General features: G+C 61.2%; 16 protein-coding genes. 12 read left to right on the forward strand and 4 right to left on the reverse strand.

Translation table 11 applies throughout. The features are described 5' to 3' along the window. Positions 1 to 31 precede the first annotated feature (31 nt). Complete coding sequence (gene gloB / locus GSM73_RS09115) at positions 32 to 799, reverse strand: hydroxyacylglutathione hydrolase (protein WP_160892254.1); 768 nt, start codon at positions 797 to 799, stop codon at positions 32 to 34. 65 nt (positions 800 to 864) lie between these two features. On the opposite strand from gloB, the gene GSM73_RS09120 reads away from it, so the two are divergent. The 4 genes from GSM73_RS09120 (at position 865) to GSM73_RS09135 (ending at position 3973) form a co-directional block, all read left to right on the forward strand. Continuing rightward, positions 865 to 1623, forward strand: coding sequence for a class I SAM-dependent methyltransferase (locus GSM73_RS09120; RefSeq protein WP_047225765.1), 759 nt, complete (start codon positions 865 to 867; stop codon positions 1621 to 1623). Positions 1624 to 1712: 89 nt separating this feature from the next. After that, complete coding sequence (rnhA, locus tag GSM73_RS09125; protein ID WP_047225766.1) at positions 1713 to 2165, forward strand: ribonuclease HI; 453 nt, start codon at positions 1713 to 1715, stop codon at positions 2163 to 2165. Positions 2166 to 2324: 159 nt separating this feature from the next. Beyond that, on the forward strand, positions 2325 to 3086 hold the full coding sequence (dnaQ, locus tag GSM73_RS09130; RefSeq protein WP_047225767.1) for a DNA polymerase III subunit epsilon: 762 nt from the start codon (positions 2325 to 2327) through the stop codon (positions 3084 to 3086). Positions 3087 to 3358: 272 nt separating this feature from the next. After that, complete coding sequence (locus GSM73_RS09135) at positions 3359 to 3973, forward strand: GNAT family N-acetyltransferase (RefSeq protein WP_047225768.1); 615 nt, start codon at positions 3359 to 3361, stop codon at positions 3971 to 3973. Here GSM73_RS09135 and GSM73_RS09140 read toward each other — a convergent pair. Together GSM73_RS09140 and GSM73_RS09145 are read right to left on the reverse strand one after the other, a co-directional pair. Next, positions 3939 to 4832, reverse strand: coding sequence for a LysR substrate-binding domain-containing protein (locus tag GSM73_RS09140; protein WP_047225769.1), 894 nt, complete (start codon positions 4830 to 4832; stop codon positions 3939 to 3941). The genes GSM73_RS09135 and GSM73_RS09140 overlap by 35 nt on opposite strands. Before the next feature lie 86 nt (positions 4833 to 4918). Continuing rightward, positions 4919 to 5182 carry a hypothetical protein gene (locus GSM73_RS09145; RefSeq protein WP_047225770.1) on the reverse strand — a complete coding sequence of 88 codons (264 nt, stop codon included), beginning with the start codon at positions 5180 to 5182 and terminating at the stop codon, positions 4919 to 4921. Positions 5183 to 5366: 184 nt separating this feature from the next. Here GSM73_RS09145 and GSM73_RS09150 point away from each other — a divergent pair, with 184 nt between their 5' ends. Beyond that, on the forward strand, positions 5367 to 5924 hold the full coding sequence (locus GSM73_RS09150; RefSeq protein WP_139049964.1) for an NADPH-dependent FMN reductase: 558 nt from the start codon (positions 5367 to 5369) through the stop codon (positions 5922 to 5924). Between the two features lie 105 nt (positions 5925 to 6029). After that, positions 6030 to 7313 carry an arsenic transporter gene (locus tag GSM73_RS09155; protein ID WP_107322357.1) on the forward strand — a complete coding sequence of 428 codons (1284 nt, stop codon included), beginning with the start codon at positions 6030 to 6032 and terminating at the stop codon, positions 7311 to 7313. Between the two features lie 129 nt (positions 7314 to 7442). Here GSM73_RS09155 and GSM73_RS09160 read toward each other — a convergent pair whose 3' ends face one another. Next, positions 7443 to 8408 carry a DUF1853 family protein gene (locus GSM73_RS09160; protein ID WP_107322358.1) on the reverse strand — a complete coding sequence of 322 codons (966 nt, stop codon included), beginning with the start codon at positions 8406 to 8408 and terminating at the stop codon, positions 7443 to 7445. 103 nt (positions 8409 to 8511) lie between these two features. On the opposite strand from GSM73_RS09160, the gene GSM73_RS09165 reads away from it, so the two are divergent. The 6 genes from GSM73_RS09165 to pepN are packed head-to-tail and all read left to right on the forward strand — an operon-like array spanning position 8512 to position 15045. Beyond that, positions 8512 to 9402, forward strand: a complete 891-nt coding sequence (locus GSM73_RS09165; protein WP_003202709.1) for an NAD(+) kinase — start codon at positions 8512 to 8514, stop codon at positions 9400 to 9402. Next, entirely contained in the window at positions 9399 to 10373 is a 975-nt protein-coding gene (locus GSM73_RS09170; RefSeq protein ID WP_171061363.1) for a metallophosphoesterase, read from the forward strand. The genes GSM73_RS09165 and GSM73_RS09170 overlap by 4 nt, the downstream gene beginning before the upstream one ends. Further along, a complete protein-coding gene (locus GSM73_RS09175; protein WP_047225775.1) occupies positions 10370 to 11242 on the forward strand; it encodes a rhomboid family intramembrane serine protease in 873 nt (290 codons plus the stop codon). The genes GSM73_RS09170 and GSM73_RS09175 overlap by 4 nt, the downstream gene beginning before the upstream one ends. Positions 11243 to 11286: 44 nt before the next feature. Beyond that, positions 11287 to 11547 carry a YeaC family protein gene (locus tag GSM73_RS09180; RefSeq protein WP_047225776.1) on the forward strand — a complete coding sequence of 87 codons (261 nt, stop codon included), beginning with the start codon at positions 11287 to 11289 and terminating at the stop codon, positions 11545 to 11547. Then, positions 11544 to 12374, forward strand: a complete 831-nt coding sequence (locus GSM73_RS09185; RefSeq protein ID WP_076384435.1) for a DUF2797 domain-containing protein — start codon at positions 11544 to 11546, stop codon at positions 12372 to 12374. The genes GSM73_RS09180 and GSM73_RS09185 overlap by 4 nt, the downstream gene beginning before the upstream one ends. A 13-nt stretch (positions 12375 to 12387) precedes the next feature. Next, positions 12388 to 15045: an aminopeptidase N gene (gene pepN / locus GSM73_RS09190; protein ID WP_076384437.1), complete on the forward strand. Its 2658-nt coding sequence runs from the start codon at positions 12388 to 12390 to the stop codon at positions 15043 to 15045. Positions 15046 to 15280 lie beyond the last annotated feature (235 nt).

Consider the following 15280-nt stretch of genomic DNA (forward strand, 5'->3'; position numbering starts at 1 on the left):
TTCAGAATTTTTGTATCAAACGCCAGCGGCCTTAGAACTTATCTTTCCACGCCCTCAAGGCCGCAAAAACCTCACTCGGCGTCTGGTTACGCTGGCCATTCCGTTCGTCTGCTTTTTGTTTAACGGATGTTTCAGCGGTACGCAGGAACGGATTGGTGAGCTTTTCAAGTGCCAGGGTCGAGGGCAGGGTCATGACGCCGGCGTTGCGTTGCTGGCTGACTTTTTCCAGGCGCGCGGCAACGTCCGGGTTGCCCGGCTCTACCGCAGCGGCGAATCTAAGATTGCTGAGGGTGTATTCATGGGTACAGTAGACCAGCGTATCCTCAGGCAGAGAGGCCAGGCGGCTGAGGGACTGATGCATTTGTGCAGGCGTGCCTTCGAAGAGTCGCCCACAACCGGCGGCAAACAGGGTGTCGCCACAGAACAGCAAGCCATGATGGTAATACGCGATATGCCCCAGGGTGTGGCCGGGTACGGCGTAGACATCGAAGTCCCAGCCGAGGACGCTGAGCTGGTCGTTGTCCTGCAGCGCCACGTCCCGCGCCGGGATGTTTTCACTGGCCGGGCCGTAGACGGTGGCGTGTGTCGCGTTTTTCAGTGCCTGGACGCCGCCGACATGGTCGTGATGATGGTGGGTGATCAGGATGTCGCTCAGGACCCAGCCTGGATGGGCGTCGAGCCAGGCCTGCACCGGCGTGGCGTCGCCGGGGTCGACGACGGCGCAGCGTTGAGTGGCGTGGTCCTGTAACAACCAGATGTAGTTATCGGTGAACGCGGGCAGGGCACTGATCTGTATCATCGCGGAATTCGCCAAGCAGAAAACAAAGGCGCATCTTAGAACTTCCTGACGCGTTGGAGAATGCAATGACCGATGAAGCGTTCGCTCAGGCTGATCCCGACTGGCTTGCGTTGATCAGCGCCGCTCGTGAGTGGCTGTCCGGCCCTGTCGGGCAATTTTTGCTGGAAGAGGAGCGGCGCATGCTCGAAGACGAGCTGGGCCGGTTCTTTGGTGGCTATCTGGTGCACTACGGGCCTTCGGCGCAGACCCCGCCGTCGGCGCCGCAGGTTCAGCGTAATGTACGCCTGGGGGCACCATTGCCTGGCGTGGAGATCGTTTGCGAAGAGCAGGCCTGGCCGTTGAGCGAGCATGCCGCCGATGTGGTGGTGATGCAGCACGGGCTGGATTTCTGTCTCTCCCCGCACGGGCTGCTGCGCGAAGCCGCCAGCAGCGTCCGTCCTGGCGGGCATCTGCTGATCATTGGCATCAATCCCTGGAGCAGTTGGGGGTTGCGTCACGTGTTCGCTCACGATGCTTTGCGTCAGGCTCGCTGCATCTCGGCGTCAAGGGTCGGTGACTGGCTCAACCTGCTGGGCTTCGCGCTGGAGAAACGCCGCTTCGGATGCTATCGTCCGCCGCTTGCGTCGCCCAAGTGGCAGGCCCGTCTGGCCGGCTGGGAGCGCAAGGCCGGTGAGTGGCAACTGTCCGGCGGCGGCTTCTATTTATTGGTGGCGCGCAAGATTGCGGTCGGGCTGCGCCCGGTTCGTCAGGCGCGACGCGAGCCGATGGGTAAGCTGATTCCCTTGCCGATGGCCAAGGTCAATCGTCGCCACATCGAGCCTTAACCCTTTTCTGATGGTCTGGCGGCATTTCGGTTGCGGGCGTTGTCGTTCCCGTCCGGCAGGCCTTTGCATTTTTTTCTGGATGGATTGGCATGAGCGATAGTGTAGAACTCTTCACTGACGGCGCCTGCAAGGGCAATCCCGGCCCGGGTGGCTGGGGGGCGCTGCTGGTATGCAAGGGTGTCGAGAAGGAACTCTGGGGCGGTGAAACCAATACCACCAACAACCGCATGGAGCTGATGGGCGCTATTCGGGGTCTGGAAGAGCTTAAGCGGCCTTGCGACGTATTGCTGGTGACCGACTCGCAATATGTGATGAAAGGCATCAATGAGTGGATGGCCAACTGGAAGAAGCGTGGCTGGAAAACCGCTGCGAAAGAGCCGGTGAAGAACGCCGATCTGTGGAAGCTGCTCGACGAGCAGGTCAACCGTCACAACGTCACCTGGAAATGGGTGCGCGGTCATATCGGCCATCACGGAAACGAACGGGCCGACCAGTTGGCCAACCGTGGGGTGGATGAGGTGCGGGGTTTCAAGCAGGCCTGATACGAGTGGTGTCGGGGCCTGAACAGGATGATCTGTGGCGAGTGGACTTTGCTCCCACAGCTTCGCTCCCATAAGCCAGGTTTCAGGTAAGTCCCCTCGTTACCGGAGCGTGTTAACATCGCCGCTTTTGCAAGCATGCCCGTTGAGAGCTGAACACTGATGGCCAACAGATCTGTTGTACTGGATACCGAAACCACCGGCATGCCGGTGACCGATGGTCACCGGATTATCGAAATCGGCTGTGTCGAGCTGATCGGCCGACGCCTGACCGGTCGCCATTTCCATGTTTACCTGCAACCGGACCGCGAAAGTGATGAAGGCGCCATCGGCGTCCACGGCATCACCAACGAGTTCCTGGTGGGCAAGCCGCGCTTCGCTGAAGTGGCCGATGAGTTCTTCGAGTTCATCCAGGGTGCGCAGCTGATCATCCATAACGCGGCGTTCGACGTTGGCTTCATCAACAACGAATTTGCCCTGATGGGGCAGCACGACCGGGCCGATATCACCCGGCACTGCACCATCCTCGATACCCTGATGATGGCTCGGGAACGGCACCCGGGGCAGCGCAACAGCCTCGATGCCTTGTGCAAGCGCTACGGCGTCGACAACTCCGGTCGTGAACTGCACGGCGCCTTGCTCGACTCGGAGATTCTCGCCGACGTCTACCTGACCATGACGGGGGGCCAGACCAGCCTGTCCCTGGCCGGCAACGCCTCCGATGGCAATGGCACGGGTGAGGGTTCAGGTAACCAGGCAACGGAAATCCGTCGTTTGCCCGCTGACCGCACGCCAGGCCGGATCCTTCGCGCCAGCGAAAACGACCTGGCCGAACATGCCGCGCGTCTGGAAGCTATCGCCAAATCTGCCGGTGCTCCGGCACTGTGGACGCAACTGGTCGAATCCCAGGCCGCGGCGAACTGATCTTGCGCCACGGTCGTACTCTTTGTGGGAGCGAGCCTGCTCGCGATGCAGGCGGCTCGGTCTGTCTGTTGGACCATGGAGATCCCATCGCGAGCAGGCTCGTTCCCACAAGGGCAGTCTTCATTCATTTCTCGCCACAATCGCCAGTACCTTCTAACCTGAGGTAACGGGCAGGCTACGGATACCCGCTTGATGTATGAAGTTTCGAGAGGCAAGGGCAATGGATGGCAGAGCGCCGTTGGTTGTCTCAAGGAATGAGGACTTTTCCCAGTATGCAGCCGGTCATGAATCCCAAGCACCCCGGCCTGTCGGTGCGTGTCGTCGATGACGGCTTTGCCGCCTACATCTGGGGCAGCGACTTCAGTTTCGAGGTCAGCGCCTATGGGACGGCGCAGGTGGGTCGGCCGGTGAGCCAATGGCCAGTGACGCCCATTGCCCCTTATCGTAAATGCTATGGCATCGATCCTGAGGAATTCAGCAGTTTCCGGGACGCTCCGGACAGCGAGATCTTCATGGCTTACCTCGATGACCAACCGGTAGGGCATCTGGTGGTAAGTACCAACTGGAACGGTTTTGCCCACATCGATGAGCTTGCCGTGCATGCCCCGGCCCGTCGCCACGGTGTGGCCAGGGCATTGCTGGACGTCGCTCATTTCTGGAGCCGCAAGAAAAAACTGCCGGGCATCATGCTCGAAACCCAGAACAACAATCTGGGCGCGTGCCGGCTCTATGAGCGTTGCGGTTACGTGCTGGGCGGGATCGATCACCTGCGCTATCGCGGCATTGACCGTCATACCGCCGAGGTGGCGTTGTTCTGGTACCGGTTGTTCGACGATCCACTGGGCATGGCGATCAGTGGCCCAACAGCGCCTCGGCTTGTTCCGTAATCAGTTCCAGCAGCGACTGGAGGGTGGGAGAGGTCGCCGTGCCATTCAGACTCAGCGCATACAGGCAGATGGGAATGGCGGGCGATACCGGGCATACGTCCAGCCCGCCGTCCTTGGCACCTGAAGCGGTGAAGGGGTCGACGATGGCAAGCCCTTCACCAGCCTCGACCATGGCGCGCATCATCTGATGGGTCTGTACGCGGATCTGGATGACCGGCGCGGGGCGTAGCGCCGCCAGCTTATGGTCGAACGCAGGGCTCAGCGGGTCGTGGCCATCCAGGCCCACCAGCGACTGGCCGGCCAGATCCTGAACCGAAATGTATTTTTGCCGCGGTTGCAGCCAGCCGTGGGGCGCCAGCAATTGCAGTTTGCCCTGGGCGATCATCTGGCACTGGATGTCGGAGTGTTCGGGGTCGTGCAGACTAAGGCCCAAGTCACTGTCGCGCAGCAGAAGGCTCTGAACAATGTCTCGGGTCGGTTGGCTGAGTAGGGTGCAAGGGGCGTCCGGATGGCGTCGACGCAGGGCAGCGATACTTTGAGGCAGTAACTGCTGGGCCAGCGGTGGGGTGCAAATGATGCGCAGGGGCGGCGCCTGATAGTGTTTCAGGCTGCTGGCCAGGCGTTGCACCGGTTCGAGGGTGTCATACACGCGGGTGATGCCGTCGCGCAACTCAAGGGCTTCGCGAGTCGCCTGCAATCGCCCGCGCACACTGGCAAACAGCATGAAACCCAACTGCAGCTCGGCATCGCGCAGCGTCGCCTCCACCTCTGCCACCGGTAATTGCAGCCATTCAGCCGCCGTGCCGAGGTGGCCGGTCTGCAACAGCGCCTGGATCACTTCGATGTGGCGTAAACGCATGCAAGCAGTCCATGTTGGGCGGGAGAGCCATTGAGTGGCTGAATCCTAACCCAAGTCCGGGCATGACTTCTGCTCATAACAACAGGTTATGAGGCAATTAGCGTTTCAGCGGGCGTTTGAGCGGGCGGTAGCGTTTCCGGTTCGCGGGTTAATTCAATCTGGGACTGCACCAGCATGAATTTGCCGTCTTCGAGTTGGTTGACGCGATCTCCGATCGCCAGCTTGAAAGTCGTCACAGGCTCCTTGCCGTTACCGTCGGGCGACGGGGTCGATTCTTGGTATTCATGCACTGAATAGACGCGACCTTCGGCGTCCCGCGCATGAAATTGTCCGACAAGTACTGCTGCCATTGCTTAGAACCTCTGGAAATAAATCACTCGATTTGCGGTTCTGTAGACCTTGGTCAAGCGCGGTAAGTTTTCCTACATGAAAAAAATAGTCCAGTCGGAAGGTTTTCGGTTCTCCGCTGGTCCAATTGTTCGCCCGATCATCTATAAATGGGGCTCCCTTGAACCCATCGTCGAGAAGTGTCCAATGAGTAATGTCTACACCGTGGCCGTTTTAGTGGGGAGCCTGCGCAAGGCTTCGATCAATCGCAAGCTGGCTCTGGCCCTGGCGGATCTGGCGCCGAGCAACCTGAAGCTGGAAATCATCGAGATAGGCGACCTGCCGCTCTACAACGAAGATATTGACGTCACACCCCCACAAGCCTACAGCACTTTCCGTGAGCAGGTTGGCGCGGCCGACGCATTGCTGTTTGTCACGCCTGAATACAACCGCTCGGTTCCGGCCCCGATGAAAAATGCCATTGACGTCGGCTCGCGGCCTTACGGCAAGAGCTGCCTGAGCGGTAAACCGGGGGCGGTGATCAGTGCCTCGCCGGGAGCCATGGGTGGTTTCGGTGCCAATCATCATTTGCGCCAGTCCCTGGTTTTCCTCGATGTGCCTTGCATGCAACAGCCGGAGGCTTATCTGGCCGGTGCGGGGAGCGCGTTCGATGAGCAGGGCGAGCTGTCTGAGTCGGTGAGGCCGTTTCTGCAGAAATTCATTGATGCCTATGGCAAGTGGGTTGAACAGCACAAAAAGGCCTGATGCCCGGCATTTTCAGGCATGCATAGCGGGTGAGGGGTTTATCCCCTCGCCACAAGGCGACCCTTCTTTTCCCCTACTAAATCCCTTCTTTCAAGGCTGTTGCGCATGCTCCTCGCGTCGTTGATTTTTCTGCTGACCATTACACTGGTGATCTGGCAACCCAAGGGCCTCGGTGTTGGCTGGAGTGCAACGCTCGGTGCGCTGCTGGCGTTGTTGAGCGGGGTGGTGCAGGTCGGTGACATTGCCCTGGTGTGGCAGATCATCTGGAACGCCACCGGTACGTTTATCGCGCTGATCATCATCAGCCTGTTGCTGGACGAGGCTGGGTTCTTCGCCTGGGCCGCCTTGCATGTGGCCCGCTGGGGCCGAGGCAGCGGGCGCAAGCTGTTTGCGTTCATGGTGCTGCTGGGCGCGCTGGTGTCGGCTTTGTTCGCCAATGACGGCGCGGCGTTGATCCTGACGCCCATCGTAATTTCGATGCTGCTGGCCTTGCGTTTTTCTCCGGCGGCAACCCTGGCATTCGTGATGGGCGCCGGCTTCATTGCCGATAGCGCGAGCCTGCCGCTGGTGGTGTCGAACCTGGTGAACATCGTCTCAGCCGACTTCTTCGGCATTGGCTTCAACCGTTACGCGGCGGTCATGGTGCCGGTGAACCTGGTCAGCGTCGCGGCCAGCCTGGCGATATTGCTGTGGTTCTTTCGCCGCGACATCCCGCGCGACTATGACCCGCATCAACTGGATGCCCCGGCGAGTGCCATCCACGACAGGGCCACCTTCTTCGCGGGCTGGGCGGTGTTGGCGATTCTGCTGCTTGGTTGCTTCGCCCTCGAGCCGTTGGGCATTCCCATCAGCGCGATTTCGGCGGTCTGCGCCGCGTTATTGCTGGCCGTCGCGGCCCGCGGTCACAAAATCTCCACTCGCAGGGTCATGAAGGAGGCGCCGTGGCAGATCGTGATCTTCTCCCTGGGCATGTATCTGGTGGTCTATGGCCTGCGCAATGCGGGGCTGACTGGCTACCTGGCGCAATGGCTCGATGGTTTCGCCGCCTATGGTGTGTGGGGGGCGGCGATGGGCACCGGGCTGTTGACGGCTTTGCTCTCGTCGATCATGAACAACCTGCCGACGGTGCTGATCGGTGCCTTGTCCATCGATGCCAGCCAGGCCACCGGGGTGGTGAAGGAGGCGATGATCTACGCCAACGTCATCGGCAGCGACCTGGGCCCGAAAATCACTCCGATCGGCAGCCTGGCGACTTTGCTTTGGCTGCACGTGCTGGCGCGCAAGGACATCCGGATTGGCTGGGGGTACTACTTCAAGGTCGGGATTGTGCTGACCGTGCCGGTGTTGTTGGTGACGTTGGCGGCGTTGGCGTTGCGGTTGTCTATTTAGACCGCGTTGACTTTATCGCGAGCAGGCTCGCTCCTACATGGATGCAGTGTTGCCATTGAAGTTGCAAACGCCGCGGTCACTGTGGGAGCGAGTCTGCTCGCGATGAGGCCCGGACAGACGCCGCCCATCTCACCCATTCCCCGGCACATCCGGCCAACGATCCGCCACCAGGAACGCTCGCTCGGTTTCTTCCCACTCACCCTCGGCATTTTCACTCAGGCGCACCATCAATTGTGCGGGGGCCATGGGGTCGAGGGCCATTCGCCAGGCATCCAGTTGCCCGGCGCTCCAGGTCTGGTCCGCCGGATAATGGGCCGGGGCGAGCCAGCCAGCCCGGGGCAGGGGTTGCCAGCGCCCCGGCGGACGCTGGGCAACGAACGCCGGCCAGTCCCGCTGATGCAGCCACCTTCCGCGCAAATGCCTGGGATGGGCGCCGGTTGGGGGTTCGGCTTGGCCGGGCCACGGGTAAAGCAGATAGCCGCCTAGCCAGAGTTCCGAGCGAAACAGCTCGATGCCCGAGGGTTCGATGCCCAGCGTTGCCAGGGCCTCTCGGCTTTCCGGGCGAGCGGAGATTGGTAGCTGGTGTTCGCGCAAATGCGCCAGTTTAAGGTCGAGCCGGTCATGGCAGCCCGGGCCGAGCCATTGTGCGGTGTCCTGCCCGTGGCCGTTTTGCGGCCCGAGGTACAACTTGATCGCCAGTTCCAGGTGGTGGATGCCGTCGCCATCGCGCAGCAGCAGGTCCAGTTCACCCAGGGTCTGGCCCTGGTGGCGGATCGGCAGGTTGGCGGCGATCAGCTCAATGCCCGGCGCGTGCTGCACCGCAAACTGCCACAACCGTTCGTAATACAGACCCAGGCGCCGGGTTCTGCCCTGGGACAGGCAATGCAGTAACGGATAGCTGTCGCGGTCCAGTTGTCGCAGCCACTGTTCCAGTTGATGAGGCTGTTGCACCCAGTCGCTGCCGGTCAGGGGATGGCGTTGGGGCCAGGGCGTGTCGATCAGCATCGGCGGGGCAAGGATCGCCCACGCCAGGTCGCGCACTTCGGGATGGCGCAGGCGGCGGGGCAAGTCGAGCAGTTCGGGGAACAGGATCATTTTGCGAGCATAGCCTGCGTCGAAGGCTTAAAGAATTTTGTCTATGGGCGGCTTTCGCCCATAATCGTGTTTTTCGCCCGACGCAGACCCTCGCAGGAGCCCCATGGAGCAATTTCGCAATATCGGCATCATCGGTCGCCTGGGCAGTTCGCAGGTGCTGGACACTGTTCGCCGACTCAAACGTTTCCTCCTGGAGCGGCACCTGCATGTGATCCTCGAAGATACCATCGCCGAAGTCTTGCCTGGTCACGGCCTGCAGACTTCGTCGCGCAAGATGCTCGGCGAAGTCTGTGACATGGTGATCGTGGTCGGCGGCGATGGCAGTCTGCTGGGGGCCGCCCGAGCCCTGGCGCGGCACAACATTCCGGTACTGGGCATCAACCGGGGCAGCCTGGGGTTTCTGACCGATATCCGCCCCGACGAGCTGGAAACCAAAGTGGCCGAGGTATTGGACGGTCACTATCTGGTGGAGAATCGCTTCCTGCTGCAAGCCGAGGTGCGCCGTCACGCCGAAGCCATCGGCCAGGGCGATGCCCTCAACGATGTAGTGCTGCACCCCGGCAAATCCACGCGGATGATCGAATTCGAGCTGTATATCGACGGTCAGTTCGTCTGCAGCCAGAAGGCCGACGGCCTGATCGTCGCCACGCCCACCGGCTCCACGGCCTATGCGCTTTCCGCCGGTGGCCCGATCATGCATCCCAAGCTCGACGCTATTGTGATTGTGCCCATGTACCCCCATACCTTGTCTGGGCGACCCATTGTGGTCGATGGCAACAGTGAGCTGAAAATCGTCGTGTCCAAGGATATGCAGATCTACCCGCAAGTGTCCTGTGACGGCCAGAACCATTTCACCTGCGCGCCGGGTGACACCATCACCGTCAGCAAAAAAGCGCAGAAGCTGCGCCTGATCCACCCGCTGGATCACAATTACTACGAAGTCTGCCGGACCAAGCTCGGCTGGGGCAGTCGATTGGGGGGTGGAGGCGACTGATGCTCGATCCTGCGCGCAGTTACGACCTGATCGGCGACGTGCACGGATGCGCCCTGACCCTGGAACGCCTGCTGGACCGCCTCGGTTATCACAAGCAGGGCGGCGTCTGGCGGCACCCGTCGCGCATGGCCGTGTTCCTGGGGGACATCATCGACCGTGGTCCGCGGATCCGCGAAGCCCTGCACATCGTCCACGACATGGTGGTGGCCGGTCAGGCGCTGTGCATCATGGGCAACCACGAGTTCAACGCCCTAGGCTGGAGCACGCCGGCGTTGCCGGGCAGCGGCCAGCGCTACGTGCGCGAACACACCCCGCGCCATGCCCGTCTGCTCAACGAAACCCTGACCCAGTTCGAGCAGCATCCGGGCGACTGGCATGACTTTCTCAAGTGGTTTTACGAGTTGCCGCTGTTTGTCGATGCCCAGCGCTTTCGGGTGGTCCACGCCTGCTGGGACAACGGTCTGATCGAGCCGCTGCGAGGCTTGTTCCCGGACGGCTGTATCGACGAGCATTTCCTCCAGGCCTCGGCGGAGCCGGGCAGTTTCGCCTGCACGGTGTTTGATCGCCTGCTGCGCGGTACCGACATGCGCTTGCCCCATGGCCTGACCCTCACCGGCGGCGACGGCCTGACCCGTTCGTTCTTTCGCACCAAGTTCTGGGAAGACGATCCTCAGACCTATGGAGACATCGTGTTCCAACCCGACGCCTTGCCCGAACCGGTGGCTCGCACGCCGCTGTCACCCGACGAAAAGAATAATCTGCTGCGCTATGGCGTGCATGAACCCATGCTGTTCGTCGGTCATTACTGGCGCAGCGGCAAACCCGCGCCGATCCGCTCGAACCTGGCCTGCCTGGATTACAGCGCGGTGCTTTACGGAAAACTGGTGGCCTATCGTCTCGACGCAGAAACCCGACTGGACCCGCATAAATTTGTCTGGGTCGATGTCGAACGGCCGGAGGAACTGCGATGAGCGTTGTGGCGGTCTTGCGCTTGCCCTTGGCCGAGGATCTGAGCGGCTTCGTCAAATTGCTGCAACGCATGCAGGTGCCCCATCGGGTCAGCGAGGAGGCGGGCGAGCAGGTGCTCTGGGTGCCCGATGAAATCAGCGAAGACGTGCGCTCGTTGTATGCACGCTTCCCGAGCGGCGATCCCGAGCACCAGTTGGAGTTGCCGGGCACCGGCAGCACGTCGCGACGGCCTGGTTTCGTCCAGCAACTGACCCGCAGCCCGGTTACAGCATTGGTGTTGCTGCTGAGCCTGATCGTCGGCGCCGTGACGTTGCTGGGGGAAAATCTCGAGACCTTGCGCTGGCTGACATTCCTGGAGTTTCGCGTCGTCGGCGACTATATCCATTTCACGCCCCTGGCCGACAGCCTGGCGGCAGGGCAGTGGTGGCGCCTGGTGACGCCGATGCTGATCCATTTCGGTTTCCTGCACATCGCCATGAATGGCATGTGGTACTGGGAACTGGGACGGCGGATTGAAGCGCGCCAGGGCGGCATCAACCTGCTGGGGCTGACACTGCTGTTCAGCCTCGTGTCCAACTTCGCCCAATATTTCTTCAGCGGCCCGACCTTGTTCGGCGGCTTGTCCGGCGTGCTCTATGGTCTGTTGGGGCACTGCTGGATCTTTCAACTGCTGGCGCCGAACCCGGCCTATCACTTGCCCCGTGGGGTGCTGGTGATGATGCTGGTGTGGCTGGTGCTGTGCCTGTCCGGGCTGATCTCGCTGATCGGTTTCGGCGAAATCGCCAACGCGGCCCACGTCGGCGGGCTGCTCATCGGTTGCTTCACGGGTTTGTTGGGCGGGCTGTTCGCTCGTCGTAAAATGGCCCTCTGACGGCGCCTGTAATATTTGAATATGCGCGATTGCGCGGAGAACCCATGTCCTCGTTCAACGAAATGATCAAAAACATCACCCCCGAGATCTATCAGAGCCTGAAGCTGGCGGTGGAAATCGGTAAATGGGCCGATGGCAACAAGCTCACCGCCGAACAGCGCGAATTGTCGCTGCAGGCGATGATCGCCTGGGAGATGCAGAATCTGCCCGAAGAGGAACGCACCGGCTACATGGGCCCGCAGGAGTGCCAGTCGAAGGCCACAGAAGTGCCGAACATCCTGTTCAAGTCGGATGCCATCCATTGATCGAGATTGGCCGCGGTGCAATCAGCAAGATGTCGGCACGCCTTGACGGGCCGACCGTTCAATACGCCTTTCGCCTGGGCGATACCGAGGTGCCAGTCAACCCGTTGATTGGCAGCACGGTGCGCCTGGAGTTTCTCGGTGCGATCCACTGCAGCCATTGCGGACGCAGGACCAAGACCAGCTTCAGCCAGGGTTATTGCTACCCCTGCATGACTAAACTGGCCCAGTGCGACCTGTGCATCATGAGCCCTGAGCGCTGCCACTTCGATGCGGGCACCTGCCGCGAGCCGGCCTGGGGCGAACAGTTCTGCATGACCGATCATGTGGTGTACCTGGCCAATTCCTCGGGCGTGAAAGTCGGCATCACCCGCGCCACGCAGCTGCCGACCCGCTGGCTGGACCAGGGCGCCAGCCAGGCGCTGCCGATCCTGCGGGTCGCCACTCGCCAGCAATCGGGCTTTGTCGAAGACCTGTTCCGCAGCCAGGTGGCGGACAAGACCAACTGGCGCGCATTGCTCAAGGGCGACGCCGTGGCGGTGGACCTGCCGCAGATCCGCGATTCGCTGTTCGAGAGCTGCGCCGAAGGTCTGCAAGGCTTGCAGGAACGATTCGGCCTGCAAGCGATCCAGACCATAGCGGACGTCGAGCCGATCGAGATCCGTTATCCGGTGGAGCAATACCCGGCCAAGATCGTCAGTTTCAACCTGGACAAGAACCCGATTGCCGAAGGCACGCTGCTGGGGATCAAGGGCCAATACCTGATTTTCGACACTGGCGTGATCAATATTCGTAAATACACGGCTTATCAGCTCGCCGTGCATCAGTAGAAGGATTTGCCCCATGCGCACCGAACAACCGAAGATGATTTACCTGAAGGACTATCAGGCGCCCGAGTACCTGATCGACGAGACGCACCTGACCTTCGAGTTGTTCGAGGACCACAGCCTGGTCCATGCGCAACTGGTGATGCGCCGTAACCCCGAGCGCGGTGCCGGCCTGCCGCCCCTGGTGCTCGATGGCCAGCAGCTGGAACTGCTCTCGATCAAGCTCGATGACACCGACCTCAATCCGCTGGACTATCAGCTGGACGCCAGCCACCTGACCCTGCAACCCAAGGCCCCGGCCTTCACGGTGGACACCACTGTCAGGATCCACCCGGAAACCAACACCGCCCTGGAAGGCTTGTACAAGTCCGGCAGCATGTTCTGCACCCAGTGCGAGGCCGAAGGTTTCCGCAAGATCACCTATTACCTCGACCGCCCGGATGTGATGAGTACGTTCACCACCACGGTGGTGGCCGAGCAGCACAGCTATCCGGTGTTGCTGTCCAACGGCAACCCGATCGCCAGCGGTCCCGGCGAAGATGGCCGGCACTGGGCGACCTGGGAAGACCCGTTCAAGAAACCCGCCTACCTGTTTGCCCTGGTGGCCGGCGACCTGTGGTGCGTCGAAGACACCTTCACCACCATGACCGAGCGCACCGTGGCGCTGCGCATCTATGTCGAGCCGGAAAACATCGACAAGTGCCAGCACGCCATGACCAGCCTCAAGAAGTCGATGCGCTGGGATGAAGAGGTCTATGGCCGTGAGTATGACCTGGACATCTTCATGATCGTCGCGGTCAACGACTTCAACATGGGCGCCATGGAAAACAAGGGCCTGAACATCTTCAACTCCAGCGCAGTGCTGGCCCGCGCCGAAACCGCCACCGATGCCGCGCACCAGCGGGTCGAAGCGATCGTTGCCCACGAGTATTTCCATAACTGGTCGGGCAACCGCGTGACGTGCCGTGACTGGTTCCAGTTGTCCCTCAAGGAAGGCTTCACTGTGTTCCGCGACGCCGGTTTTTCGGCCGACATGAACTCAGCCACGGTCAAGCGTATCCAGGACGTGGCGTACCTGCGCACTCACCAGTTTGCCGAAGACGCAGGTCCCATGGCCCATCCGGTGCGCCCGGACAGCTTCATCGAAATTTCCAACTTCTACACCCTGACCGTGTACGAAAAGGGGTCGGAAGTGGTCGGCATGATCCACACCCTGCTGGGGGCCGAGGGCTTTCGCAAGGGCAGCGACCTGTACTTCGAGCGCCACGACGGCCAGGCCGTGACCTGCGATGACTTCATCAAGGCCATGGAGGATGCCAACGGCGTCGACCTGAGTCAGTTCAAGCGCTGGTACAGCCAGGCGGGTACGCCACGGCTGGCGGTCAGCGAGTCCTACGACGCTGCTGCCCGAACCTACAGCCTGACCTTCAGCCAGAGCTGCCCACCGACCCCGGACAAAATGGAAAAACTGCCATTTGTGATTCCCGTGGAGCTGGGTTTGCTGGACAGCAAGGGCAATGAAATCCCTCTGCGCCTGGCCGGCGAAGCGGCGGCAACTGGCACGTCCCGGGTGATCTCGGTGACCGAAGCCGAGCAGACCTTCACCTTTGTCGACATCGCCGAAAAGCCGTTGCCTTCGTTGTTGCGCGGCTTCTCGGCCCCGGTGAAGCTTAGCTTCCCGTACGATCGGGACCACTTGATGTTCCTGATGCAGCACGACAGCGACGGCTTCAACCGCTGGGATGCCGGCCAGCAGTTGTCGGTGCAGGTGCTGCAGGAACTGATCGCCCAGCATCAGAAAGGCGAAAATCTGGTGCTGGATCCGCGTCTGGTCAGCGCTTTGCGTAGCGTGCTGTCGGACGAATCCCTGGATCAGGCCATGGTCGCGGAAATGCTCTCGCTGCCAAGCGAGGCTTATCTGACGGAAATCAGCGAAGTGGCCGACGTGGAGGCGATCCATGCCGCGCGGGAATTCGCCCGTCAGCAACTGGCGGACAATCTGTTCGAAGCCCTGTGGCTGCGCTATGAGGCCAACCGTGACCTGTCCAAGCGCACGCCGTACGTGGCCGAGGCCGAGCATTTCGCCCGCCGTGCCTTGCAGAACATCGCGCTGTCGTACCTGATGCTGACCGACAAGCCGGAAGTGCTCAGTGCCACCCTGGAGCAGTTCGACACCGCCGACAATATGACCGAGCGTCTCACGGCCCTGGCGGTGCTGGTCAATTCCCCGTTCGAAGCCGAGAAGGCCAAGGCGCTGGAAGTGTTCGCGGAGAACTTCAAAGGCAACCCGCTGGTCATGGACCAATGGTTCAGCGTCCAGGCCGGCAGCCCGTTGCCGGGCGGCCTGGCGCGGGTCAAGGCCTTGATGGAACATCCGGCGTTCAATATCAAGAACCCGAACAAGGTACGCGCTTTGGTGGGGGCGTTTGCCGGGCAGAACCTGATCAACTTCCACGCGGCTGACGGTTCAGGTTATCGCTTCCTGGCGGATCTGGTGATCCAGCTCAATGGCTTCAACCCGCAGATCGCCGCACGGCAACTGGCGCCACTGACCCGCTGGCGCAAATACGACAGTGCCCGCCAGGCGCTGATGAAAGCCGAGCTGGAGCGCATCCTGGCGTCCGGCGGGCTGTCGGCCGATGTGTTCGAAGTGGTAAGCAAGAGCCTGGCGTGACCTTGGCACCGCGGTCTGCCTGGCAGGCCGCGGTGTTCCCATCGCGAGCAGGCTCGCTCCCACAGGTGATCTTCAGTGAGCATATATCTTGTGTTCAACATTGATCCCTTGTGGGAGCGAGCCTGCTCGCGATGGCGTCAGACCTGTCTACACAACAACCGCCTCGATAGCCTGCCATAACCTCCCCGAATACCCCTTCATTCACCCCCGACCGCACTGCGCCACGGTTAACAAA

It is taken from the genome of Pseudomonas sp. PICF6, from assembly GCF_009831705.1.
GTDB classification, from domain to species: Bacteria; Pseudomonadota; Gammaproteobacteria; order Pseudomonadales; family Pseudomonadaceae; genus Aquipseudomonas; species Aquipseudomonas rhizophila.

Bases quoted from the DNA above. Each gene is read 5' to 3' on its own strand.
- gloB (WP_160892254.1), bottom strand. From the start codon at position 799: ATGATACAGATCAGTGCCCTGCCCGCGTTCACCGATAACTACATCTGG.
- GSM73_RS09120 (WP_047225765.1), top strand. From the start codon at position 865: ATGACCGATGAAGCGTTCGCTCAGGCTGATCCCGACTGGCTTGCGTTG.
- rnhA (WP_047225766.1), top strand. From the start codon at position 1,713: ATGAGCGATAGTGTAGAACTCTTCACTGACGGCGCCTGCAAGGGCAAT.
- dnaQ (WP_047225767.1), top strand. From the start codon at position 2,325: ATGGCCAACAGATCTGTTGTACTGGATACCGAAACCACCGGCATGCCG.
- GSM73_RS09135 (WP_047225768.1), top strand. From the start codon at position 3,359: ATGCAGCCGGTCATGAATCCCAAGCACCCCGGCCTGTCGGTGCGTGTC.
- GSM73_RS09140 (WP_047225769.1), bottom strand. From the start codon at position 4,832: ATGCGTTTACGCCACATCGAAGTGATCCAGGCGCTGTTGCAGACCGGC.
- GSM73_RS09145 (WP_047225770.1), bottom strand. From the start codon at position 5,182: ATGGCAGCAGTACTTGTCGGACAATTTCATGCGCGGGACGCCGAAGGT.
- GSM73_RS09150 (WP_139049964.1), top strand. From the start codon at position 5,367: ATGAGTAATGTCTACACCGTGGCCGTTTTAGTGGGGAGCCTGCGCAAG.
- GSM73_RS09155 (WP_107322357.1), top strand. From the start codon at position 6,030: ATGCTCCTCGCGTCGTTGATTTTTCTGCTGACCATTACACTGGTGATC.
- GSM73_RS09160 (WP_107322358.1), bottom strand. From the start codon at position 8,408: ATGATCCTGTTCCCCGAACTGCTCGACTTGCCCCGCCGCCTGCGCCAT.
- GSM73_RS09165 (WP_003202709.1), top strand. From the start codon at position 8,512: ATGGAGCAATTTCGCAATATCGGCATCATCGGTCGCCTGGGCAGTTCG.
- GSM73_RS09175 (WP_047225775.1), top strand. From the start codon at position 10,370: ATGAGCGTTGTGGCGGTCTTGCGCTTGCCCTTGGCCGAGGATCTGAGC.
- GSM73_RS09180 (WP_047225776.1), top strand. From the start codon at position 11,287: ATGTCCTCGTTCAACGAAATGATCAAAAACATCACCCCCGAGATCTAT.
- pepN (WP_076384437.1), top strand. From the start codon at position 12,388: ATGCGCACCGAACAACCGAAGATGATTTACCTGAAGGACTATCAGGCG.